The organism is Paenibacillus sp. Z3-2, from assembly GCF_054161325.1.
Map to the genome: position 1 here is coordinate 2398985 of NZ_CP096397.1, position 25207 is coordinate 2424191.

At 46.4% G+C, this 25207-nt stretch carries 27 protein-coding genes; 26 read left to right on the plus strand and 1 reads right to left on the minus strand.

Annotated features, from left to right (window positions below):
- From ymfI to M1D71_RS10890, 24 genes are all read left to right on the plus strand, one after another.
- Positions 1-771 (plus strand): elongation factor P 5-aminopentanone reductase, encoded by a 771-nt coding sequence (gene ymfI, locus M1D71_RS10775; protein ID WP_026081137.1) that lies wholly within the window; start codon positions 1-3, stop codon positions 769-771.
- 120 nt (positions 772-891) lie between these two features.
- Positions 892-1155, plus strand: coding sequence for a DUF3243 domain-containing protein (locus M1D71_RS10780; protein ID WP_145318791.1), 264 nt, complete (start codon positions 892-894; stop codon positions 1153-1155).
- A gap of 197 nt (positions 1156-1352) precedes the next feature.
- Positions 1353-2120, plus strand: a complete 768-nt coding sequence (locus tag M1D71_RS10785; RefSeq protein WP_145318788.1) for a DUF3388 domain-containing protein — start codon at positions 1353-1355, stop codon at positions 2118-2120.
- A 66-nt stretch (positions 2121-2186) separates the two neighbouring features.
- Positions 2187-3242 carry a helix-turn-helix domain-containing protein gene (locus M1D71_RS10790; protein WP_458126418.1) on the plus strand — a complete coding sequence of 352 codons (1056 nt, stop codon included), beginning with the start codon at positions 2187-2189 and terminating at the stop codon, positions 3240-3242.
- Positions 3243-3334: 92 nt separating this feature from the next.
- Complete coding sequence (locus M1D71_RS10795) at positions 3335-3505, plus strand: hypothetical protein (protein ID WP_458127385.1); 171 nt, start codon at positions 3335-3337, stop codon at positions 3503-3505.
- Between the two features lie 153 nt (positions 3506-3658).
- The gene (locus M1D71_RS10800; RefSeq protein ID WP_458126419.1) at positions 3659-4150 is read left to right on the plus strand and encodes a YajQ family cyclic di-GMP-binding protein; all 492 of its coding nucleotides are present in this window, start codon (positions 3659-3661) and stop codon (positions 4148-4150) included.
- 321 nt (positions 4151-4471) lie between these two features.
- Positions 4472-5059: a CDP-diacylglycerol--glycerol-3-phosphate 3-phosphatidyltransferase gene (pgsA, locus tag M1D71_RS10805; protein ID WP_145318782.1), complete on the plus strand. Its 588-nt coding sequence runs from the start codon at positions 4472-4474 to the stop codon at positions 5057-5059.
- A gap of 106 nt (positions 5060-5165) precedes the next feature.
- Positions 5166-6422 carry a competence/damage-inducible protein A gene (locus M1D71_RS10810; protein WP_458126420.1) on the plus strand — a complete coding sequence of 419 codons (1257 nt, stop codon included), beginning with the start codon at positions 5166-5168 and terminating at the stop codon, positions 6420-6422.
- 242 nt (positions 6423-6664) lie between these two features.
- Complete coding sequence (recA, locus tag M1D71_RS10815) at positions 6665-7729, plus strand: recombinase RecA (RefSeq protein ID WP_458126421.1); 1065 nt, start codon at positions 6665-6667, stop codon at positions 7727-7729.
- Between the two features lie 285 nt (positions 7730-8014).
- Positions 8015-8752, plus strand: a complete 738-nt coding sequence (locus M1D71_RS10820) for a regulatory protein RecX (RefSeq protein ID WP_458126422.1) — start codon at positions 8015-8017, stop codon at positions 8750-8752.
- A 311-nt stretch (positions 8753-9063) separates the two neighbouring features.
- Positions 9064-10605: a ribonuclease Y gene (rny, locus tag M1D71_RS10825; RefSeq protein WP_458126423.1), complete on the plus strand. Its 1542-nt coding sequence runs from the start codon at positions 9064-9066 to the stop codon at positions 10603-10605.
- A 162-nt stretch (positions 10606-10767) separates the two neighbouring features.
- A complete protein-coding gene (locus M1D71_RS10830; protein WP_062833853.1) occupies positions 10768-11562 on the plus strand; it encodes a TIGR00282 family metallophosphoesterase in 795 nt (264 codons plus the stop codon).
- Between the two features lie 117 nt (positions 11563-11679).
- A complete protein-coding gene (locus M1D71_RS10835; protein WP_007430104.1) occupies positions 11680-11940 on the plus strand; it encodes a stage V sporulation protein S in 261 nt (86 codons plus the stop codon).
- 86 nt (positions 11941-12026) lie between these two features.
- Positions 12027-13028, plus strand: coding sequence for a dipeptidase (locus tag M1D71_RS10840; protein WP_458126424.1), 1002 nt, complete (start codon positions 12027-12029; stop codon positions 13026-13028).
- Between the two features lie 194 nt (positions 13029-13222).
- A complete protein-coding gene (pduL, locus tag M1D71_RS10845; RefSeq protein ID WP_017689107.1) occupies positions 13223-13795 on the plus strand; it encodes a phosphate propanoyltransferase in 573 nt (190 codons plus the stop codon).
- Between the two features lie 315 nt (positions 13796-14110).
- A complete protein-coding gene (gene miaB, locus M1D71_RS10850; RefSeq protein WP_458126425.1) occupies positions 14111-15667 on the plus strand; it encodes a tRNA (N6-isopentenyl adenosine(37)-C2)-methylthiotransferase MiaB in 1557 nt (518 codons plus the stop codon).
- Between the two features lie 304 nt (positions 15668-15971).
- Positions 15972-16385 (plus strand): RicAFT regulatory complex protein RicA family protein, encoded by a 414-nt coding sequence (locus M1D71_RS10855; RefSeq protein ID WP_458127218.1) that lies wholly within the window; start codon positions 15972-15974, stop codon positions 16383-16385.
- A 211-nt stretch (positions 16386-16596) separates the two neighbouring features.
- Positions 16597-17001 (plus strand): PaaI family thioesterase, encoded by a 405-nt coding sequence (locus tag M1D71_RS10860; protein WP_458126426.1) that lies wholly within the window; start codon positions 16597-16599, stop codon positions 16999-17001.
- Between the two features lie 78 nt (positions 17002-17079).
- The gene (locus M1D71_RS10865; RefSeq protein WP_062833857.1) at positions 17080-17883 is read left to right on the plus strand and encodes an NUDIX hydrolase; all 804 of its coding nucleotides are present in this window, start codon (positions 17080-17082) and stop codon (positions 17881-17883) included.
- 67 nt (positions 17884-17950) lie between these two features.
- Entirely contained in the window at positions 17951-18508 is a 558-nt protein-coding gene (locus M1D71_RS10870) for a cysteine hydrolase family protein (protein ID WP_458126427.1), read from the plus strand.
- 182 nt (positions 18509-18690) lie between these two features.
- Positions 18691-20145 (plus strand): nicotinate phosphoribosyltransferase, encoded by a 1455-nt coding sequence (locus M1D71_RS10875; protein ID WP_458126428.1) that lies wholly within the window; start codon positions 18691-18693, stop codon positions 20143-20145.
- Between the two features lie 365 nt (positions 20146-20510).
- Entirely contained in the window at positions 20511-21158 is a 648-nt protein-coding gene (locus tag M1D71_RS10880; protein WP_458126429.1) for a hypothetical protein, read from the plus strand.
- A 110-nt stretch (positions 21159-21268) separates the two neighbouring features.
- A complete protein-coding gene (locus tag M1D71_RS10885) occupies positions 21269-22288 on the plus strand; it encodes an oxidoreductase (RefSeq protein WP_458127219.1) in 1020 nt (339 codons plus the stop codon).
- Positions 22289-22362: 74 nt separating this feature from the next.
- Entirely contained in the window at positions 22363-22917 is a 555-nt protein-coding gene (locus M1D71_RS10890; protein WP_458126430.1) for a hypothetical protein, read from the plus strand.
- Positions 22918-22985: 68 nt separating this feature from the next.
- Here M1D71_RS10890 and M1D71_RS10895 read toward each other — a convergent pair whose 3' ends face one another.
- Positions 22986-23504 (minus strand): MogA/MoaB family molybdenum cofactor biosynthesis protein, encoded by a 519-nt coding sequence (locus tag M1D71_RS10895; RefSeq protein ID WP_264929223.1) that lies wholly within the window; start codon positions 23502-23504, stop codon positions 22986-22988.
- Positions 23505-23675: 171 nt separating this feature from the next.
- Here M1D71_RS10895 and M1D71_RS10900 point away from each other — a divergent pair, with 171 nt between their 5' ends.
- The gene (locus tag M1D71_RS10900) at positions 23676-24764 is read left to right on the plus strand and encodes a CobW family GTP-binding protein (protein WP_458126431.1); all 1089 of its coding nucleotides are present in this window, start codon (positions 23676-23678) and stop codon (positions 24762-24764) included.
- 73 nt (positions 24765-24837) lie between these two features.
- Positions 24838-25173: a four-helix bundle copper-binding protein gene (locus M1D71_RS10905; protein WP_062833864.1), complete on the plus strand. Its 336-nt coding sequence runs from the start codon at positions 24838-24840 to the stop codon at positions 25171-25173.
- Positions 25174-25207: the final 34 nt, after the last annotated feature.

Sequence of the window (25207 nt, forward strand, 5' to 3'; positions counted from 1 at the left end):
ATGGAGAGGGGAACAGGACAATTGAAGGCAATTGGGGAAATGACTGTACTGGTTACTGGAGCAAGCGGTGGTATCGGAGCGGCTATCGCAGAACGTTTCGCCAGAGTGGGAATGAATGTCGTTATACACTATATGAAATCGCATGAAGCAGCGAATGAAGCGGCCAGACGATGCATGGAACAGGGCAGTGGCAAGATCATGACCGTGTCTGCGGATCTTCGCAGCCGTGAACAGATCGAGCGTATGCGTGAGAAGCTGGAGTCACACAATCTCATGCCAGATATCCTTGTGAACAACGCAGGGATCTCGCACTATGGAATGTTGTCTGATGTTACAGAGGAGATCTGGGATGAAGTGATGGCAATCAATTTGAAAGGTACATTTATGTGTACACAGGAAATGATGCCTCACATGATCTCCCAAAGGTATGGCCGAATTATTAATGTGTCGTCGATTTGGGGATTGTCAGGCGCCTCTTGTGAGGTGCTGTATTCCACAACCAAGGGCGGGGTGAATGCATTCACCAAAGCGCTCGCGAAAGAACTCGCGCCATCCGGAGTAACCGTAAATGCTGTGGCACCTGGCGCAGTTCAGACATCCATGTTGAACCATCTCGATCAAAGTGAACTGAAAATGCTGGAAGAGGAGATTCCGGCAGGTAGACTTGCCCAACCTGATGAAATCTCATCACTGGTTTATTTTCTGGCGCTCCCTGAATCGGGTTATATCAATGGGCAGATTATTAGTCCAAATGGCGGTTGGTTAACGTGAAGGTTGTTGGAAAGCAGCCGTCTCTAATATTTTCAAAATGCTCGTATATAAAATGTCTCGAAAGCACATATTACAACTGGTTGATTTTAAATCTCATGCGACAGCTAAGGAGGATTTATCATGTCAACAGAAAAAACAGTGCTCTCCAGTTTTGACACATGGAAGAAGTTCTTGGGTGACCGCGTACTGCAAGCAGAGAAGATGGGAATGAGTGAAGATACCATCAACAAACTTGCGTATGAAATCGGCGATTTCCTCGATGAGAAAGTCGATCCAGCGAACCATTCCAACCGGGCATTGAAAGAATTATGGGATGTCGGCGATGCTGATGAGCGTCGTACGATTGCGACCCTGATGGTCAAATTGGCCAAACAAAACGCATAAGATTACAGATGAAGAGCTCCCGCAAGGGGGCTTTTCTCTAATGATTACAAACGGATTACAGAGCTGTTCTTGTAATTCATTTTCATTTTATATATCATTAACGTGACCCATTTTTAGAAGATGTCTCAGATTGTTGTCCAGCGGACACGTTCTGTTGCTGTCGAATAATGTGGAATAATGCATTACGGGGTGTTGAAATGGAATCTAAACAATGGTATATGGAATATAAAATACATAAGAACAGACCCGGTTTGTTAGGCGATATAGCCTCTATGCTGGGGATGCTTGAAGTGAATATATTGACCATTAACGGTGTGGAAGGCAAAACCCGAGGCATGCTGCTTGAATCGGATGACGATGAGAAAATCCGTTTGCTTGGTGAGATGCTTGCCAAGGTAAACAGCATCACCGTATCGGCTTTGCGTCAACCTAAATTGGTGGATATTCTGGCCGTACGTCATGGCAGATATATTGACCGTGACTCGGATGATCGCAAGACATTTCGTTTTACACGAGATGAACTTGGGTTACTTGTGGACTTTTTGGGTGAAGTATTTAAGAGGGAAGGCAATCAGGTCATCGGTTTGCGTGGAATGCCTCGTGTTGGCAAAACGGAGTCCATTATTGCGGGTAGCGTATGTGCAATGAAGCGATGGACATTTGTTTCCTCCACACTTCTTCGTCAGACCATAAGGAGCCAACTCTCCGAGGACGAATTGAACCCAAACAATGTGTTCATTATTGACGGTATTGTTAGTACCATTCGCTCCAGTGAGCGTCATTACAATTTGTTGCAGGATATTATGACCATGCCTAGTACCAAGGTTATTGAACATCCGGATATTTTTGTACAGGAATCCGAATATGATTTTAATAATTTTGATATTATTATTGAACTTCGCAACAATCCGAATGAAGAAATTATTTATGATACGTTTACGGCTAGCTACACCGACGAATTGTAAGGAACCGTACGGAATCATGGAATAGATTAGCAACAACTCAAGAGATAAACATAAGGGGGAGATGGCATGTCTGAACTGGGTCAGCAGTTAAGAGAGGCCCGGCTGCAAAAAGGGATGAGTCTTGACGATGTACAGGAAATGACAAAAATTCGCAAGAGGTATCTGGAGGCCATAGAAGCAGGAGACTACAAAGTGCTTCCGGGCAGCTTCTATGTGCGTGCTTTCATTAAAACCTATGCGGAGACCGTGGGACTGAACCCTGATGAGCTGCTGGAGGGACACAAAAAAGACGTACCGGCAGAAGAGGCGGAAGCAACGATGGAACCGGTTATTCAGAAGCGTTCCAGCCGTCCAGTTGAACGTAGTAATCGATGGATGTCTGTCGCACTGATGTGGACCTTCCCGATTCTGATTGTTGTTTTGTTGTATGCTTACGTCGTATTGAACAAGGATGATCCTGAAGATAATCAGGGGCTGGACTCGGTCAAAATTACAGACAGTCAGCAACAACCTGAGGATAAACCGGATCAACCAGCCGATAACGGACAAGAAGGCAACCCGCCTGCGACGGACAAAGGCGCTGAGGGCGACGCGGGAGGCAACGGTGGCGGTACAGACACTGAAGGACAGCCCGACAGTCAAACAGATGGTCAAACGGATGGACAGACAGATGGCCAAACGGATGGACAGATAGAAGGAACTGAGGAAGAACCACCTGCCGATAACTCACCGTCTACTGTAACGGTTGCAGAAGACGGAAAATCAGGAAATATTACGAACTTTAAAGTTAACGGGAGTGCAGGCCAGCCTGTAACGGTTACGATTAAAGCAACAGGTCATAGTTGGCTGGAAGTGTACAAGGGCGAGAATTCCAGTGGAGAGAAGCTGGAGTATGGCAATACAGCCGAAGGCGACAGCTTTACCTTTGAACTGGATAGTGCAGGAATGTATATTAAGTCCGGTTACGCTGCAGCGACCACGATTGAGGTTGGTGGGCAAGTTGTAACGGATGGCAAGGCAACCAATCGGATCCGTCTGAAGCTTGGTGAAGACAGTGGTAGTACAGCTTCATCCACAGGCGTTGAAAATGGATCAACGGACGGTACAGAAGGTACCAATTAAGGGATCACCACTGGTAGCGAATAACCGAGTTTACTGCAGGAGACAATAACGGTGTCTTAACTTGCAATTAACTTTTGGTGAAGGCGAGGTGGATGGCTGTGACAGTTAGCTGGATCGTAACGGGTTTAGGAATTATTGTCAGCCTCCTGGGTTATTACCTGACTCCAAGTGCTTGGGGTTACGGAATATTGGGATTTGGACTTGCGCATGTCCTTCTGGGTGTGCTCGATATGTTCAGACAACCCAACCGGAGCCGCTCTTAGTTGGAAGCTGGACCAGCAAGCATTTTTGGTAACCACCTGGGTGGAAGCCAAAAATGCTTTTTTCTTTGAAGAAAACCCTTTGAAATTAGACTTTTACTTAAGGTATCCTCTATAATGTTACAGAACATACGATTAACTGAAAGGGTGACTGGTTTGAGTTCAGAAAATTCATTTGATATCGTGTCCAAAATGGACTTGCAAGAACTGACAAATGCCGTTACACAAACCGAGAAGGAAATTGGCACTCGTTATGACTTCAAGGGCAGCAAGAGCAGTCTGAAACTGGATAAGGATGCGTTAACGATCGTATCTGATGATGAGACCAAACTCAAGGCTGTCATTGATGTGCTGCAATCCAAAATGGCGAAGCGTGGTCTACCATTGAAGAACATTGATTACGCCAAAGTAGAGCCGGCTTCTTCTGGAACAGTCCGCCAGCGTTTGAATTTCAAACAGGGCATTGACCAGGATATCGCCAAAAAAATTAATATCCTGATTCGGGACTCCAAGATGAAGGTGAAGAGTCAGATTCAGGGAGACCAGCTCCGGGTAACAGGTAAGAGTAAAAATGATTTGCAAGCGGTAATGCAGATGCTAAACGGTGCTAACCTGCCTCTGGATTTGCAATATACAAATTTCAAGTAATATGGCCTTTTTTGTAGCAGAAGTGTTTTTTGACACTGTATTGGGGCGTATATTATACTAAGTGTGCATTGCTGGCAGTCATGCATCAAGTCCAGTCCTCATCGTTTGCTGACTTTGTGAAAAGCAGTACACTTCTGGAAGTCACCGGAACGTTTAAAGCGGTTTTGCTTTTGAGCGGTTGACTTTATTTTTTGCGTTTCTACATAGTGGGATCATGTTAATATGGATTGACATTGAAATTGTACATTTCATGTTCCGGATGATGATAACGGGATTAAGATGAATGTTTGGAGTAATGGAGGATATGAGGGAGGGCGTCTTGTGAATTTACCCAACCGGATTACGCTTGCACGAATTTGCTTAATCCCTTTTTTGATGGTGTTCCTGCTCGTGGATTTTCCATTTTATCCAGAGCCGTTGCAACTTGGAAGCCTTTCGCTTCCGTATAATCAACTGATTGCTGCTGTTATTTTTATCATCGCTGCAAGCACAGATGGAATTGACGGGTACCTTGCGCGGAAAAATAACATGGTTACCAATCTGGGAAAACTGCTCGATCCACTTGCAGACAAGCTGTTGGTTACTGCAGTTTTGATCTCGCTTGTAGAGATGGGCAAGCTGGATTCCTGGATTGCAGTCGTTATTATTAGTCGTGAATTTGCAGTTACCGGCTTGCGTCAAATTGCGTTGCTGGATGGTTCAGTTGTCGCCGCCAGTAACTGGGGCAAGCTGAAGACTGTAGTGCAGATTGTGGCGATTGTCTTGTTGCTGTTGAACAATTTCCCGTTTTCATACACAGGTATTCACGTCGATATTATCGCAGTATGGGCAGCAGCGCTTATTACCATCTGGTCGGGTATCGATTACTTTATCAAAAACAAAAATTTGCTTCATTTAACGAAAGCATAACAGTTGGCGTTAAACTGGGTAACATGAAAGAAGCATTGGGTCAGGGGCAATAGGAAAATATCCTATTGCCCTTTGATAACCCAACACGTGTACAGGAGGATGCTTAATGAAGGCAGAAATCATTGCAGTTGGCACAGAGTTGCTGCTTGGACAAATCGTCAATACCAATGCCAGATACCTATCTCGTGAATTGGCTGCGATCGGGATCGATGTATATTTCCAAACGGTAGTTGGTGATAACCTGACTCGACTCAGTGAAGCCATTCGTATTGCACAGGGCCGCGCAGACGTTATTTTATTTTCCGGGGGTATAGGGCCTACGCAAGATGATCTGACCAAGGATGCGCTGGCAGCAGTTCTTAACCGTAAACTCCATATAGATCGAATAGCCATGGACAAGATTGAGAGCTTTTTCAGAGATCGTAATGTGAAAATGACAGAGAATAACCGACGTCAAGCGATCGTAATTGATGGTGGGACACCTCTCGCCAATGAAACCGGTCTAGCTGCAGGAAATGCGATTTCTGACAATGATAAATATTATGTTGTGATGCCTGGACCACCTAAAGAGTTGATTCCAATGTTTGAACAGGAAGTCAAGCCTTGGCTGTTCCAGCATGTACTTACAGAAGAAATGCCGATCTATTCCCGAATGCTTAAATTCGCAGGTATTGGTGAGTCTGCTCTGGAAGATCGACTTCTGGATCTGATTGATGCGCAGACAGACCCTACGATCGCTCCTTATGCGAGTGAGGGTGAAGTTACAGTACGTGTCTCCACAAAGGCCGCAAGTGAGGGGGAGGCGATGCTGAAGCTGGATGCGATGGAAGTCCGGATTCGTGAGCGGTTGACAGAACATCTCTACGCGAACGAGGATGTGCCTATAGAGTACACAATTGTAACCATGATGTCTGATATGGGTCTGACGCTTAGTGCTGCTGAGAGCTGCACAGGAGGGCTTGTCATGCAAAGTCTGACATCTGTACCTGGAAGTGCATCGATGCTTAAGGGTGGAATTGTTTGTTACTCTAATGAAATTAAAGAAAAGCTGCTGAATGTGCCTCATGATTATCTGGAAGGTGAAGAGGCGCCAGGGGCGGTAAGTCCGGAAGTCGCAAAAGTGCTTGCTGAGCAGATCCGAATGATTGGCGATGCTGATTTTGGTCTGGCCGTTACGGGTGTAGCGGGACCGGGATATTCGGAACGCAAGCCACCTGGACTTGTCTTTATCGCTCTTGCTGAACGTGGAAAAGAAACCGAGATTCATGAACTGCGCATCAATGGTAATCGCGAGACTGTTCGCATTCGCTCGGCCAAAGCAATTCTCTATCGCTTATGGCAAAAACTTGTGGCGATGGGTTGATTAGTTAACAGCTTGGATTGCATTTAGAGTTCCAAGCAAGTATAATTAAGGAAGACGGAAGAACCGTAGAATTAGGCGTAACAGCCTTGTTTACGGTTCTTTTTTCTGTTTAATGGAAAGTTTCTTAGAGGAAGAGGCGCCTCGGCCTTCACAAAAAAACGAATGTATGTTCGAAAAAAAGCTTGGCAAACGTGTTAAAACAAGGTATCATTATCTTATAAACAGTAAAGGGTGTGAGCTTATTGTCAGACCGTCGTGCCGCGCTTGATATGGCGCTCCGTCAAATAGAGAAGCAATTTGGTAAAGGATCCATCATGAAACTGGGTGAGTCCACTCATATGAACGTGGAAATTATTCCCAGTGGTTCCTTGGCTTTGGATATTGCATTAGGAACAGGCGGCTTGCCTAAAGGCCGTATTGTTGAAATATATGGACCTGAGTCTTCAGGTAAAACAACTGTCGCATTACATGCGATCGCTGAAGTACAACGCGTTGGTGGACAAGCAGCATTTATCGATGCCGAGCATGCTCTTGATCCTCAATATGCAAGCAAATTGGGTGTTAACATTGATGAATTGCTTCTATCTCAGCCAGATACGGGTGAGCAAGGGCTGGAAATTGCAGAAGCTCTTGTGCGCAGTGGTGCAGTAGATATCGTCGTTATTGACTCTGTAGCTGCATTGGTTCCAAAAGCAGAGATTGAAGGCGAAATGGGTGATTCACACGTCGGTTTACAGGCGCGTTTGATGTCTCAAGCTCTACGTAAATTGTCTGGTGCAATCAGCAAATCCAAAACAATCGCAATTTTCATTAACCAGCTTCGTGAGAAAGTCGGCGTTATGTTTGGTAACCCGGAAACAACACCTGGTGGTCGAGCCCTGAAGTTTTATTCCACGGTACGTCTGGATGTACGTCGTATTGAGAGTATCAAATCAGGGAATGACATGATTGGTAACCGTACTCGTATTAAAGTGGTGAAAAACAAAGTCGCACCTCCGTTCAAACAAGCGGAAGTGGATATCATGTACGGTGAGGGGATCTCAAGAGAAGGCAGTATCATTGACATTGGTACAGAGCTGGACATCGTTAACAAGAGTGGTGCATGGTACTCATACGAAGGTGAGCGTTTAGGACAAGGCCGTGAGAACGCGAAGCAGTTCATGAAAGAGCATAAGGACATTGCTGAAATCATTGAACAAAAAATTCGTGTAGCTAGTAACTTGACTACTGCAGTTCCTGCGCCAACTAGTGAAGATCAACAAAAAGAAGCAGAAGAAGAACAAGAATTATTCGAAATCAACGAGTAATCTTCCTAAATCCTCCCTTGTAGGGAGGATCCAGAGGGCGCCGCCCTTTGAACTCCGTAACCCTGTCTGATTGAGCTTTGCTCGATTTGGATAAGGAATTGTGGTGGGAGTGTTCTCGGTGTGCTAACAGCCCCTGTCCCAATGGACAGGGGCTGTTAGTACAATGACTGTGAGAGAAAAGGCCGGGCTGAGTTCCCGGCTTTTTGTATTAGCGTTAACGATCTTCGGTGAATGAACGCTTGGCGTAGAGCTCAGATGGAAAGAGTTATGAAAGGGGAGACCTGAATGGATCAACATGACGAGGATTTATATGAAGAAGCAGAAGGGGATGGCCTCTCCCAATTTCCGGACAACGAAGAACTTACCATTACACGGGTAGAACGAACGAAAAGCAGACAAGCTCGTTACCGCATCACTTTTGGCATACACTCCATTACGGTCCTTGAAGACGTGATGATTAAATACAGGATGACGCAGGGCAACACGTTTATGAAGAAGGATCTGGAAGAAATCATCGTAGCTGACGAGCGACAGCGGACCTACGCACAGTCTCTGCGTTTCTTGGAGCATAAACCTCGTACACGGCATGAGTTAAGTCAGAAACTTCGTCAGAAAGAGTTTGATGCATCATTGATTGAAGAGGCGCTGGATCGGCTTGAGCGAGAGAAGCTGGTGGATGACGATCTATTTGCGAAGGAATGGACAAGACAGCGTATGGAGGGCAAGCGGAAGGGAAAACTGTGGATAAGGCAAGAGCTGCGTCAAAAGGGAATTGCCAATGATCTCATTGTTGAGGCACTCGAAGGTATCAGTACAGATGCGGAATTTGAGACTGCTCTGAGCGCCGGACGCAAAAAGTGGAATCAGGTCAAAGGGGACGTGAAAGAGAAGAAACATAAAACGCTTCCCTTCCTAATGAGACGTGGTTTTTCAATGGATATGGTGCGCCGAGTTGTGAATTGTTTAATGGAAGAAGATGAGGCTGGGGACCCTGAAGATGACGAGGCGTTGTTATGGGATTAGCCGACTAGAGTCTCTATACTGCATTCTCTTGACAATTTCTTTCGTCAAATACTAAAATGGACATGAGTCTGTAAGAAATGGACAACCCTTTTTCCTTCCAAAAAAGCGGTTTCGGTTTCTTAAGATTTATACCATTCTTAATTATGGGTTCGCTGGAAACAGTGAATAGTACATGGAGACATGTACATGTGAAATGAAAATCGGCGGGGGATCGCCGTGAGTATTCGTTATTCCCAAACATATGTAAGGTTTTGAAAACTGCAAATTAACCCAAGGAATGCCTTGGAGGAACCAACGAGGAGGTGAACAGTATGGAACCTGCAATCATGATCGTTCTCGTTGTGGCCGCGCTAATCATTGGGTTCGGAGTAGGATATTTTATTCGCAAATCTCTTGCAGAGGCTAAAATCTCTAGTGCGGAACAAGCTGCCGTACAAATCGTGGAGAACGCGAAAAAAGAGGCAGAAGCACTGAAGAAAGAAACGGTGCTGGAGGCGAAGGATGAAATCCATCGCATTCGTGCTGAAGCTGAAAAAGACACTCGTGAACGTCGGAACGAAATTCAACGACAAGAAAGACGATTGTTGCAAAAAGAAGAGTCGCTGGATAAAAAATTGGAATCACTCGAACGTAAAGAAGAGCAAGTGGCTAACAAAGAGAAACGAATTGATGAGACACAGCAGCAGATCGAAATGATCTACAAAAACCAGGTGACGGAACTGGAACGTATATCCAACCTCACTATGGAAGACGCACGCAGTATCATACTGTCCAACGTAGAACAGGAAGTTCGTCATGAGACGGCTCAAATGATCAAGGACATTGAACAACAAGCGAAGGAAGAAGCGGACAAAAAGTCCCGCGAGATTATTACGCTCGCCATCCAACGTTGCGCGGCTGACCACGTAGCGGAAACAACGGTATCTGTTGTTACCCTGCCAAATGAAGAAATGAAAGGCCGGATTATCGGTCGTGAAGGACGTAACATCCGTGCGCTTGAAACCCTTACAGGGATTGACCTCATTATCGATGATACGCCAGAAGCTGTTATTCTGTCGGGCTTTGACCCGATTCGCCGAGAAATCGCCCGTACTGCCCTGGAGAAACTGGTGGCTGATGGACGTATTCACCCGGCACGGATTGAAGAGATGGTTGAGAAATCCCGCAAAGAAGTGGATGAGCGCATCCGTGAATACGGTGAGCAAGCTACCTTTGAAGTGGGCGTGCATGGTCTGCATCCGGATCTAATCAAAATCCTGGGCCGGTTGAAGTTCCGTACAAGTTACGGTCAGAACGTCTTGAAACATTCGATGGAAGTCGCTTATCTGGCTGGACTGATGGCTGGCGAACTCGGAGAAGACGTAACTTTGGCAAGACGTGCAGGTCTATTGCATGACATCGGTAAAGCGCTGGATCACGAAGTGGAAGGATCACACGTCGAAATTGGCGTGGAACTGGCGAAGAAATACAAAGAACATCCGGTTGTAATCAACAGTATCGCGTCCCATCACGGAGATTGCGAAGCGACTTCGGTCATTGCCATGTTGGTTGGCGCAGCAGATGCGCTCTCCGCAGCAAGACCAGGCGCACGCCGCGAAACGCTGGAAACGTATATCAAACGACTGGAGAAGCTGGAAGAGATTTCAGAATCCTTCGAAGGTGTCGAGAAATCGTACGCCATTCAGGCCGGACGCGAAGTTCGCGTTATGGTACAACCTGAGAAGATCGATGATGCTGAAGCCTTCCGCCTAGCCCGTGACATCACGAAGATGATTGAGAATGAACTCGACTATCCGGGTCACATCAAAGTCACTGTCATCCGGGAAACCCGTGCGGTTGAATACGCAAAATAGAGTATTATGGAAAAGTGGCCGCAGTAGTGGGCCACTTTTCCTGTTGATAGCCTGTTATAAGGTATTTAGTGAAATTACACATCATAAAGCATGAGATAGAGTCCTGCAAGGTTCAACATTTGAAGTAAAGGGACTTTGCAGGGATTGAGGAGGCAGTAATCAATGAAAGTTTTGTTTATTGGTGACATAGTAGGCAATGTGGGACGTAAGGCATTAAAGGAAAATTTACCGTACCTGAAATCGAAGTATAAGCCACATGTGGTGATTGTCAATGGTGAAAATGCAGCGGCAGGTCGCGGCATTACAGGTGCAATCGCGAATGAGTTTTTCAACTGGGGTGTACATGGCATTACACTTGGTAATCATACTTGGGACAATAAGGATATTTTTGATTTTATAGATGATGAACCGCGCATGATTCGACCAGCTAACTTTCCACCAGGAACACCAGGACGAGGATATACGGTTGTCAAAGGCGAAGGCAAGGAGCTGGCCATTGTCAATCTGCAAGGAAGAACGTTCCTGCCTGCCCTGGATTGTCCATTCCGTGTAGCTGATGAGATTGTAGATGAGCTGCGCCAGGATTACAAATGTATTCTGGTCGATATGCATGCTGAAGCGACTTCTGAGAAGATTGCCATGGGATGGCATCTGGATGGACGTGCTTCGCTCGTTGTAGGCACACATACGCATGTACAGAGTAATGATGACCGGATCTTGCCTGGAGGAACGGCTTACTTAACGGATGCAGGCATGGTAGGGCCGCGTGACGGCATATTGGGCATGGAGCGTGAGGCCGTGTTGCGCAAGTTCTACACCCAGCTACCCGTGCGATTCGTTGTTGATGATGGCAAATGGCATTTCCATGGTGTCCTAGTGGAGATTGATGAAGCCACAGGCGCTGCAACACGCATCGAAAAAATTCGTCTGATGGAAGACGAGTGGCGCATGGAATAGGGGTATTGTCCCATTTTGCAGGGAAACCCGTCTAAAAAGAAGGAATTTTTTTGCCTCCCGCGAATAACATCTAGTAAGTGGAAACAAACTTTCAACATTCCCAGGGAGGTACTTACCATGGATGTATTAAAAGTTTCAGCAAAGTCCAATCCTAATTCTGTAGCCGGCGCTCTTGCAGGGGTTCTTCGTGAACGTGGAAATGCTGAACTGCAGGCAATTGGAGCGGGAGCACTGAACCAAGCCATTAAAGCGGTAGCGATAGCCCGGGGATTTGTAGCACCAAGCGGAGTTGACCTGATTTGTATTCCAGCTTTTACAGACATTGTGATCGACGGCGAGGACCGAACGGCCATTAAGCTGATTGTGGAGCCCAGATAATACATGTGTTATGCATTGAACCTGTTTACGATGTAGACAGGTTTTTTTGCGTTTTTTTGTAGTAATTTATAGAAGGAGGGTTAACGATGTCCATGTCTGATTGGTGTGTAGCCGATTTTCACTGTGACGCACTGAGCAAAATATTGATGCAGCCGACACTTTCATTCGAAGATGCTCCACAACTCGATGTGAATATGCGACGTTTGAAAGAGGGGAGAGTAGGTTTGCAGGCGTTCGCCATCTATTTGCCCGAAGTACTAGGCAGAGGCAAATTTGAACATGTGATGGGGCAGTTAGATATTTATCGTAAGCGCGTAGAGAGAAGCAGGGAGCGTGCTGGCGGCACACAGACGTTGTTGTGGCGTGAACAGGTGGCTCAGGTGGGGCAAACAGAGGGTCCGTGGGGATTAATCACACTGGAGGGTGTGGATGGCCTGGAGGGCAACCTGTTCTATCTGGAGTTATGTTATCAGATGGGTGTTCGAATTGTTGGACTTACCTGGAACTACGCCAATTGGGCGGCTGACGGAATCATGGAGAAGCGCGGAGCGGGACTTACGGAGAAGGGAAAAGAACTGGTGCGCCTATGTAATGAAGTCGGCATGCTGTTAGATGTGTCTCATTTGGCGGAGAAAGGTTTCTGGGAACTGGCTGACTTAAGCAAGCGTCCATTTATCGCCTCTCATTCTAACAGTTATAGCGTATGTCCCCATGTGCGCAATCTGAAAGATGATCAGATTCAGGCCATCATTGCCCGGGAAGGACGGATCGGACTGACGTTTGTCCCTTGGTTTGTTAAACAGGAGGGGGAAGTCCGTATAGAGGACCTGCTGCCTCATATCGAGCAGATCTGTTCTCTTGGCGGGCAGCATCATCTGATGATGGGGTCCGATTTTGATGGAATTTCGACGTATATTCAAGGACTCGAGAATGCAGGACATTACCCAAGACTGATGGAGGTGCTGCTCAAGCATTATGATGAACATTTGGTGCGCGGTTGGTTATGGGGGAATGCGACGAGTTATCTGGGGGAACACTTGCCAGAGAGCAATCCGAAGATGAAGATGAAGGGGACTTCCGTGAAATAGTGAAGTTGCGTGTGCGTTGAATGTGTTGAATTAAAACTGGTTTTCCAAATAAAGGAGAGGAATGATGGCGAAATAAGTGTATTTCATGAATTTTCACCAGTTCGTTTTCATTTCACTCGAAAAAGGGGTATAATACCATTGGATTGTTAAGAGCCTGAGTACAGGCCATAGATAAACAAGGAGTGAAATTTACGATGAGTAAAACAGTACCTGTGGGCGTATCTGCCCGTCACATTCATGTATCCCAAGAGCACGTTGAAATTTTGTTTGGTAAAGGTTATGAACTGACTGAATTTAAACCTCTGTCTCAGCCTGGCCAATACGCTGCTAACGAAACCGTAGCGGTTATTGGTTCGAAAGGACAGTTTGATAAAGTGCGTATCCTTGGACCTGTTCGCCCTGAAACGCAACTGGAGATCTCCATGACAGATTCATTTGCTATTGGTGTTAAAGCACCTGTACGTGAGTCCGGAAGCATTGAAGGTACACCGGGAATCACGATTAAAGGTCCTGCTGGCGAAGTTACGATTGATAAAGGTGTTATCGTTGCTGCTCGTCACATCCACTTCCATACTTCTGATGCTGCTAAATGGGGTATCGAGGACAAACAAATGCTGAAAGTACGCCTGGGCGGGGATCGTGGTCTTGTACTGGAAAATGTACTGGCTCGTGTATCCGATTCTTTCGCACTGGACATGCATATTGATACAGATGAAGCTAACGCTGCTGGCGCTCGTAATGGCGACACTGCTGAAATCATCGACTAATTACATGAAATAGCCTTCAGCCACTAAATAAGGCGGGCTGAATAACATATAAACCTGAGCACAGCCAACAAGGTCGGTTAATCCCAACCCTGATGGCAAGGCTCAGGTTTTTATTTGTTTTCGGAGCATTCTTCTGAGCCTTGTATGTTTCGGATTAGACGAAGGGGCAGGTTGTTTGGATGTGGAACTTCAGCCCAATTCATGCTATAATTTGCTGTAATGCTCTTTTACTGTTCCAAGCGAGAAATTCACGTGGAACAGGGATGAATGAACGATTTTTTTATTAATTGAGGCTGTAAGGAGTGACCGAAGGAAATGGCTAAAGACTCAAAAAAGGATTACTCCCAATATTTTGATTTTTCCGATGCCAAAGTAATTTCGCAAGATGAATTCAGCAAAAAGATAAGAATCCGGGGCCGTGAGATTAACATCAAATCAGAACCCAATCATCGTCAGGAGAAACAGCGGGGCAAGGAAGACGTTCAGGTGCTTTACGAAAATGCCGTTCCCGATGAACTGAAAAACATAGGAAACGGCAAACACTATATTGTATATACGTATGGATGTCAGATGAACGAGCATGACTCGGAGACCATCAAAGGACTACTTGAGTCTATGGGATATCAGGCTACAGAGGATCGCAAAGAGGCTGATGTTATCCTGCTCAATACGTGTGCCATACGGGAAAATGCGGAAGATAAGGTGTTTGGTGAGCTTGGTCACCTGAAAACGCTAAAACTCGAACGTCCAGGATTATTGCTTGGCGTATGCGGGTGTATGTCTCAAGAGGAAGGCGTCGTCAACCGAATCATGCAGAAGCATGGCTTTGTGGATATGATCTTTGGTACACATAATGTGCACCGGTTGCCACATCTGATTCAGGAAGCGCTGCTCAGCAAAGAAATGGTTGTTGAAGTGTGGTCCAAGGAAGGCGACATCATTGAAAACCTGCCGAAGAAACGTGAGGGTATGCGCGGCTGGGTGAACATTATGTATGGCTGCGACAAGTTCTGTACATATTGCATCGTTCCGTTCACACGGGGCAAAGAACGTAGCCGTCGTCCGGAAGATGTCATTGCCGAAGTACGGGATTTGGCACGACAGGGCTTCAAGGAAATCACCCTGCTTGGTCAAAATGTCAATGCGTACGGCAAGGACTTCACCGACCTGAACTACAGTTTTGGAGACTTGATGGATGCCATTCGCCAAATCGATATTCCGCGAGTACGCTTTACAACCAGTCACCCACGTGACTTTGATGATCGCTTGATTGAAGTGCTGGCGAAGGGCGGAAACCTGGTGGAGCATATCCATCTTCCAGTGCAATCTGGCAGTTCAGAAGTACTCAAGCGTATGAGCCGTAAGTATAGCCGGGAACACTATCTGAACCTGGCTGGCAAAATTAAAACGGCTATTCCGGAAGTCGTGTTGACAACGGACATTATTGTTGGTTTCCCTGGGGAAACGGAAGAACAATTTGAAGATACACTTTCCCTTGTCCGTGAAGTAGGGTATGATTTTGCCTATACCTTTATCTATTCCCCGCGTGAAGGTACGCCTGCTGCGGTGATGGAGGATAACGTACCGATGGAAGTGAAGAAGGAACGCTTGAAACGCTTGAATGAAACCATCAACGAATATAGCCACCGGAGCAATGAAGGGCAACGCGGTAAAGTCGTTGAGGTGCTCGTTGAAGGTGAGAGCAAGCGGAATTCCGAAGTTCTGGCAGGACGTACCCGCAGCAACAAGCTGGTGCATTTTGAAGGACCCAAAGAATTGATCGGTACTTTCGTACAAGTGGAAATCACCGATCCGATGACTTTTTATATTCGGGGCAATCTGGTCTCTGAGCCGGTAGCTGCCAATCAGTAATACAAACACCAATAAGATGAGAATTTTGGGGTTCAATATCAGGTTCGGACATTCGCGCAAGTAGCGGAGGGGACGGAATCGGTCTGTAGAAGCGAAGCGTTCGCCTTTGTCTCCGGATTTTAACCTTGAACAATTGTAATCAGAAAAATCCAGAGACAACAGCGATCAAAAGAACGATCCGTACCCGCAGCGGTCATGGAGCAGACGTTTGAACTCATTTGAGCCCAGGTTCTCATCTTATATCATCTCATAGAATGGAGCGATTTCAGTGGCGCAGGAAGAAGTGCAGTATAATCATTATGGAATGCCTACCTACGATACGCGCAATCTGGTCATACGCGACGACATTATGGGAAAAGCCAAAGAATTGGCTGATATGCTCGGAACGAGTGAGGAAGTTAGACAGTTTCAACAGGCTGAAACCAAAATTCGTGATCATGAGCGCATCCAGCAGTTGATTGCAACCATCAAGAAGAAACAAAAAGAGATCGTTGCTTTTGAAAGCTTCAAAAATGTTGAGATGGTCAGCAAAATTGAACATGAAATTGACGATCTGCAAAGCGAACTGGACAGTATTCCATTGGTTACGGAATTCCAGCAGAGCCAGAGCGATATCAATTACTTGCTTCAGCTTGTAATCTCTGTAATCCGAGATACGGTTTCCGAAAAAGTGAACGTGGAGGCTGGAACGGATTCACCTCCGACCAATTGCGGTTAAATGACGGAAGGGTGCGGACGCAGTCCGCGCCTTATTTGACATTACATTATGATCGTTAACATGGGGTGGCTATAGCCAGTACTCGGAATATACTTCCAAGCAAAGCTCCACACTGTGGGGTTATTTTGTGTGGTGCGACGTTTTTTTTAATTAATAAGGCACATGACATCAAGAGCTTGATACGTACAGTGCAATAAAGGAGAAATGAATAATGAGCATTTTGGACAAAATGGTGGAAGACGGAGATGGACGGTTCTGGGGATTTCTCGGCTGTCGTTATATAAAAGGAGACGGAAAAGAAGTGCAGATCGCGCTGACGGCTGGCGAACATCATACCAATTCCATGGGGATTATTCATGGTGGGGTATTGACTTCACTGATGGATCAGGCGATGGGTATGGTTGCCACAGCAGCAATGGAAGTAGACGGCTGTGTGACAACGAATCTGAACGTACATTTTCTCTCACCGATGAAACAAGGAGAGTTGACGGTGACAGCTACGGTAATGCATCAGGCTGGACGCAGTGTTACGACTCATTCGGAAGTACGTGATGCATCGGGTACATTGGGATGCATGGCTACGGCGACATTCCGCATAGCACGTCCAAGAACGTAAAACAGGAATCCCGCTGTTGACAAAAGATATTATTATGTCATAATGAAATTATCAAAATGAAAATAGTCGGTGGTGCCCATGAGCGAAAACTACGAACACTTCAATGCAGAGAGCGATGAACAAGCAGCACGTGCCTATAGTTCCAAAAAATATCGTACACCCGATGGTGTTCCTGCGGATATCGTTATGTTCACCTTGACCAAGCGAGAGCGCAAGACGGTGACCAAGACACTTCCCATTCGGGAACTTAAAGTGATGCTGATTAAGCGTAAAGGCTGGCCTTTTGCAGGTAGATGGGCATTACCCGGTGGATTTTGTCAGGAGAATGAATCCATCTACGGTGCAGCAAAGCGTGAGCTGATGGAAGAGACAGGTGTAGACGGTGGACATCTGGAGTACTTGAATGTATACAGTCAGCCGGGTCGTGACCCGAGAGGGTGGATTATCTCTCATGCATTTTTCGCGCTTGTGGAAGAATGGATGCTGGATCAACGCCAAGCAGCTGATGATGCTGAGGATGTTGGGTTGTTCACCATTCAGGAGGCGCTGCAAGAACTGGAACTGGCCTTTGATCACAGGACAATCATTGAAGATGCATATCGACGTATTCAGCAGCAGATGTTGGAAACGACGATTGCTAGGCAGTTTCTGCCACGAGACTTTACGTTAAGTGAATTATATCAGGTTATTCAAAGTGTTGTACCGGATTTTGAAGAACCAAACTTCATTCGCAAGATTACATCTACCCGCAGTCGCAAAGGCATTGTGGAAGAAGTGCGGGATGAAGAGGGTAACCTTGTGAGTTCCAATCAGTATTCACAGCGTCCGGCGCAGCTATATCGTTTTACAGAACTCGTACCAAGACTGTCAATCTATACGTAATAATGTGTAGGGTGTCAATCTGAATTGAATCAGGATCAAACCATTCTGGGCCAGGGGAGTGTTGACGATGAAAGCACTGATTGTCATTGATTTTACAAAAGATTTTGTGACAGGTTCTTTGCCTGTAGGTCAGCCTGCGGTTGAGATCGAAGAGACGATCGCAGCTGTAACGGAAGCTTACTGTAATCATAAACATGAAGTGATTATGGCTGTGGATCTGCACGAAGAGAATGATCCGTATCATCCGGAAACAGCCCTTTTCCCGCCTCATAACATCCGGAATACGGAAGGAAGGCAGTTATATGGTCGTCTTGCCCAAGTGATGGAAGAACGGAAAGCGGATATTCGGTGGATGGATAAGACAAGGTACAGCGCATTTTGTGGTACAGACCTGGAACTCAGACTGCGTGCACGTGGCATTACAGATATTGCGCTCATTGGGGTATGCACGGACATTTGCGTACTGCATACTGCAGTGGATGCTTACAATAAAGGTTTTCATATTACAGTATATGAAGATGCCGTTGCAAGCTTCAATCCGGCAGGACATGAGTGGGCACTTGGACATTTTCGTTCCAGCCTTGGTGCTACGGTGGTTAAGGCGAGCGAGACAGTCCTGGCTTAATTTACTCGACAATCATGTCTGTCTGAACCGGATGAATGTGGTGAATGGTGTATAGAGTTTGTACGGGAGACTTGTTTGTTAATACGGATGAACAGAATCATGAAGAATAAGTCTCCATATGTTAACCCGTGCTCACAGGTGAAATCGGCGGGCACGAGCGGAAGTCAGAGAGGATGAGACAAATGCAGACAACTAGCCTGGCTTTACATACGGATAAATATCAGATCAATATGATGTACGCCCATTGGGTGAATGGTACTCACAAACGAAAGGCTGTATTTGAAGCCTATTTCCGTAAGCTTCCATTTGGCAATGGATATGCGGTATTTGCCGGATTGGAACGGATTGTGAACTATATCAGTCAGCTTCGGTTCACGATGGACGACATCAAATTTTTATCCAAACAAGAGGAAAATTACGATCCGGTCTTTCTGGAAGAGTTGCTCCAGTTTTCATTTCAGGGGACAATTCATTCCATGAAGGAAGGCGCAATTGTTTTCCCTGACGAACCGCTCATTCGGGTAGAAGGCTCCATTATGGAGACACAATTGGTGGAGACGGCGATACTTAACTTCATGAACTATCAGACGTTGATTGCAACCAAGGCTTCGCGGATCAAACAGGTGGCACAACAGGATACTTTACTCGAATTTGGTACACGGCGTGCACAGGAAGCTGATGCCGCCATCTGGGGCGCACGTGCTTCGTATGTGGCAGGCTTCCATGCAACGTCCAATATGCTGGCCGGAGAGCGCTTCGGGATCCCAACAGCAGGTACACATGCCCATTCCTGGGTACAGAGCTTTATGAGCGAGCAGGAGGCGTTTGACGTGTATGCCAAAGTGTTGCCTGATCAGGTTACGCTACTGGTTGATACCTTTGACACGTTGAACAGTGGGGTACCTCACGCCATCAAGACAGCCAAGAAGTTGGAGAGCCAGGGTAAAAAGATGAATGCCATTCGTCTCGACAGTGGTGACCTTGCGTACTTATCGATTCAGGCACGTCAGATGCTGGATGCGGCTGGTTTGGATTATGTGAAAATTGTTGCATCCAATGATCTCGATGAGAATACGATTTTCAACCTGAAGGCTCAAGGAGCACGGATTGATACATGGGGTGTCGGTACACAGTTAATTACCGCTTCTGACCAGCCATCTTTGGGTGGAGTATACAAATTGGTGGAGCGTGAAGTGGACGGTACTATGCTGCCTACGATCAAGATATCTGCCAATCCTGAAAAAGTGTCTACACCAGGTAAAAAGGAAGTGTTCCGGATCATTGATCCGAAGCATGGCAAAGCGATTGCAGATTATATCTGCTACCCAGGGGAAGAGCAGCCGCTACAAGGCGGACCGCTCAAGCTGTTCAACCCGCTACACCCTTATCTGAAAAAGACCGTTACCCGCTACGAAGCGGTAAATATGCTGGAGCCGATCTTTGTGAACGGACGCAAAGTGTATGACCTGCCTAATTTGGATGAGATTCGTGCGTATCATCGGGAACAGATGGACCTTTTCTGGCCTGAATACCAACGGAAACTCAACCCGGAGATCTACCGTGTGAATATCAGCCCGGCGGCTTGGAATATGAAGCAAAAGCTCATTGCGGAACATGTGAAATCCACAGAAGAGTAGTTCACACATAACCATAACAGAGAGGCATAACCAGTGAAGAATACTGGCTTATGCCTTTTTAATATGGATTCGATGATCTGGACCAGGGATGTAAGAAATCTCATGGACAGACTGCCTGGGTAACAGGCTATACTGGAATTTAGCTTGTTGAGTTTTGCTGAAATTCCATCCTTTTTGAACACGTATTTAAAGGGGAAATGCAGTCATTATTTCTCGGGAAAGCGCAGGAGACGCCAAATTCTGCATCTTTCACCAATTTAAATTAGCTTCAACATTTTAGGGGAGCTCCTTTAATGCCGATGGAGTGTCCTGGTATTGTTTCAATACCATTGTCGCAGGGGATGAAAGTAAGAGGAGGTGCAGACATGAGATGGATATTAGGACTGGTCTGGGTCGCTTTTATAGCCTATGCATTGTTGTTGGCACCGGGGCAGTCACCTGGAAGTGACCCTCTAATCAAAGAACTGATCACACTGCAAAGCAAAGAACCTTGGTTACTTACTGCATTTTCGTGGTTAGGTATTTTCCCGGCAGTTTATGCCTGTATGCTGTTAAGAACATCTGCAAAAGAGCGAAGTGGTCGTGTACCCGCTTGGCCTTTTGTTGTACTTTCTTTCGGACTGGGTGCTTTTGCCCTGCTTCCCTATTATGCATGGTCATCATCCGCGTATAGATCTTCGGGCTACGCAAGCTTGCATTTTGGTCGCCAGCGGGAGTCGGGTATTGGACGGGTAGCAGCCCATAAGCTGACGCATGTAATTCTATTGCTGTTGACGCTGGGGACAGCATTCTATGCAGTGAAGCAAGGTCATCCGGATGTATATATGGAAGCGTTCAAGCAATCTTCATTTGTACATATCATGACGATTGATTTTGTTCTGCTGACCTTACTTTCCATGATTGCGATATACAGGGATGCTGTAGCAAGTCGACGTTCATCTGCTTGGGTTGCGGCAGGGATTATCCCCATTGTGGGCCCGCTAATCTATCTGTTGACGCTTAGGAGACATTGAGCTTGAACAGGAGTATTAGGAAAGAATCAATAGGTAGCTGTTAAGCCTGGATGCGAATAATTCATGTGCTTAATGGAAAAATATTAAAGATTATTAAGGAGTGAATAATGATGAAGAATCATTTTAACGCATATGTTGTCCGCAAAGAAGACCAGGGCGGAGTAAAAGCAGCTATAGAGCAACTGAAGAAGGAAGATCTGCCAAATGGAGATGTAACGGTACAGGTGCAATATTCGAGTGTCAATTATAAAGACGGGCTTGCAACCCTTGAGAAAGGCGGTGTAGTTCGTGAATACCCAATGGTCCCTGGAATCGATCTGGCAGGAACGGTAGAGGAATCGGTAAGCGGACGTTTTGCACCGGGAGATCGTGTGATCAGTACAGGGTTTGAACCTGGCGTATCCCACTATGGGGGTTACAGCGAGTATGCTCGTCTACGCAGTGAATGGCTGGTACCTCTGCCACCGGGTCTCAGTGAAAAAGAAGCCATGGCGATTGGGACCGCAGGATTCACCGCTGCACTTTCGATAGATGCGCTGTTCCAGGCTGGAGTTACACCGGAGATGGGCAAGGTTCTGGTTACGGGTGCAACGGGTGGCGTTGGCAGTATGGCAGTTGCGATTCTGGCGAAGCTTGGCTTCGAAGTAACAGCCAGCACAGGTAAGAAGGAGCAGGAAGAGCCATTGCTTCGAAACTTGGGGGCCTCAGAAGTTATTACTCGCGAAGAAGCCGATGCTCCAGCTAGAGGAGCCATGGGGAAACAGCTATGGGCGGGAGTGGTTGATCCGACAGGAGGCCCGGCACTCGCGGAGCGACTGAAACAGATTCAATACGGAGGCGCGGTTGCGGTATCCGGATTAACTGGAGGCACAGCTTTTGAATCCACGGTACTTCCGTTTATATTGCGTGGCATCCAGCTTATTGGTATAGACTCTGTATATTGTCCAATGGAACGTCGGGAACGATTGTGGAAACTGCTCGGCGGTGAATGGAAACCAGAGCGTGCGCTGGAACTGGGAATCCAGGAAATCTCCTTAGACCAATTGCCTGATACGCTGGAGACGATACTCCAAGGTGGTGCAGTAGGTCGTACCGTGGTCAATACGATATCAGATCTGCCAGCCGAATAAGATTCTTAGTCCTTAGACATGCTAATTCTACCTGATTGGGTCACAGTACATGTGGCTGGAAAGGAAGGATTGGCATGTGGTGTGGTAGAAAGGTGCGAAGTCTGGTTGGAAGAACAATCAAGTCGGTACTTGTAAATGGCGTGTTGATCATGAGTGTCTGGGCCCTGGTGGCTTGTTCGGCATCATCCATCGAGCAGGAGCGGAAGGTCTATACACGTGAAGCGACGGATGAAGGAAACATGCGGGCACAGAGTCAAGGACACGGATTAAACGGAGCATTGGCGAATGAGATGAGTAAGAGTTTTGAAGCAAAGGGTATCCAGCTGATGAATAACATGTCTGCCGACGACGACCATGGTGGGATCTCTTATATGTATTTGTTGAATGGAAGTGGCAGACACATCGTGAAAGTCCATATTTTCAGAGATAAGGCAGCACGGGTTGCCGGCATGAAACAAATGTATAGTGAGCATAGTGATGAGGCTGTCTTGGAGAATGTGCTTGGCCGAACAACGATTCGCAGCAAAGATTACGTTTCACTGGTCTATACGGCTTCCGGTGGCGAAAAGGATGAGTATGAACAGGACGTTATGCAGGTGTTCCAACATGTGCTGGAGCAACTAAGGTAAGTAGAACGAGATACCTTTTGTACCTTGCCGTATAGCTGAAAATAAACCCGAAAAACCCGTCTGATTTTTCAGACGGGTTTATATATTTCACGCATGACATGCCGCAGCTCAGGCAAAATGAGTTTTTCCATGGCCAATTTGACAGCTCCTTTGGAGCCTGGCATGGAGAATACCGCTGTGCGTCCAATTGTTCCGGCGACGGCTCTGCTCAGGATGGCAGCGGAACCGATATCTTCGGTGTAACTGAGAAAACGGAAGATCTCACCAAAGCCCGGAAGTTCTTTGTCGAGCAGTGAAGACACCGCTTCGTAGGTTGTATCTCGGGGTGCAATCCCTGTTCCGCCGCTAAGCAGCACGGCTTCGACATCATCACGAACGGCTGCATCTTGCAGGATGCTTCGAATGTTCTCCGTTTCATCTGGTGTGATGATGTATTCAACAATCTGATAACCCGCTTCATTCAGAAGCTGGTGCATGAGCTGGCCACTGGTGTCAGTGTCTTTGGTGCGTGTGTCCGACACCGTAACAATCATGCACGATACCGTGTCAGGGGCTTCCTGGCGATGTTGTTCCACTGAATTAGTCATGAAACTTCCTCCTTCAATCAACATGTCCTCATAGCATAGAACATTCGTAAGAATCAGGCAATGTACTGTGGAAGAGTTGAACGTTATTGCACAACGAATGCGGGATGGTGTACACTCGCTAGATATAGATAGATTAGGTTACAAGAAGGACAATCAGAGAGGTGTTTAAGGATGAACGAAACGATTTCGAAAGAAAAATCCATACCTGTATATATACTGTCAGGCTTTTTGGGAAGTGGCAAGACAACACTGCTTGTTCAGTTGATCGAACATTGGCAACAACAGGGTTTGCGTCCCGCAGTAGTGATGAATGAGTTAGGCGAAGTCAATCTGGATGGTCAGATTGTGGATTCTACCGTTCCGATGACGGAGATGTTAGGGGGCTGCATCTGTTGTACCGTACGTGGCGACTTGGGATTGCAACTTGCTGAGCTCGTTCAAGAGGAATCACCGGATGTGATTATCATTGAAGCCACCGGTGCGGCGAACCCAATGGAGATTCTGGATGCAGTCACAGAGACTTCACTCTACATGCGATTGGAACTGAAAAGTCTCATTACCGTTGTGGATGCAGCACATCTATCTGGTCTGTATCAGGAGCAGAAGGGGCAGACCTTCAAACTGATGCAGGAGCAGATTCGTTGTGCGTCGGTGCTTCTCTTGAACAAGACAGATCGGGTGAATGCACAGGAACTGAAAAATCTGGAGCAGCTTTTGGCAAAATGGAATGGCTTCGCACCTGTAATTCCTACGGTTAAATGTGAGGTGGAGATGGATCTGTTGCTTCGTAGCGGTGCAGACGTGCACGTTCGGGAATCAGCTTCTGAAGCAGGAAAGCCGGCTCACCAAGATCATCATGTGCATACGGAAGCCTGTGGCGCACATGGATGCAGTCATGGACATGAAACGAATACTGACGCATCCCATACTCATGACCATAATCACAGGCATGAGCAATCTATTCCTCATGCATCACACGAACATGTCATGGTGTATACCCATTATTTCAGTCATCCGGTGAACAGCGAAGCATTTGAACAATTTGTATCTGCTTTGCCACGAGACGTGTACCGAGCGAAAGGCATTTTATCGTTTAGTGACACGGCGAGCCGCTTCTGGTTCCAGTATGCCTACCGTGAATCGGATTATATGAAGATCACACCTCAAGGAGATGTCCCTAATGTTGCTGTGTTTATAGGTGAACATTTTGACCAAACTGTCATTCGTGACCAATTACTGGAATTGGAAGCGATAAAGTAGGATAGATGATTCAATGTTCCTCCGTACTGGGTATTAAGAAGCATAGCAAACTTTGCCTGGGAGGTAACTTTAAATGACACAACAACAATATCAACAATGTATCGATGCTTGCCTGGAGTGCATGAATGCTTGCAATGTATGTTACATATCGAGTCTGAAAGAATATGATCTGGCGATGCTCCGTGATTGCATTCGTTTGAATCGGGAATGTGCAGAGATTTGCAGCTTTGCTGCACAAGCCATGACACGTGGAAGTGATTTCATTGCCGAAATATGCGAATTGTGTGTGAAAGCTTGTGAAGCTTGTGCCGCAGAGTGTGGCAAACACCAGCACGATCACTGCCAAGCATGTGCAGAGGCTTGCCGCAGATGTGCAGAAGCTTGCCGTTTGATGGCAGCAGTGGCTTAAATATTATTTCTTTGGAATATATATAATTAAAACG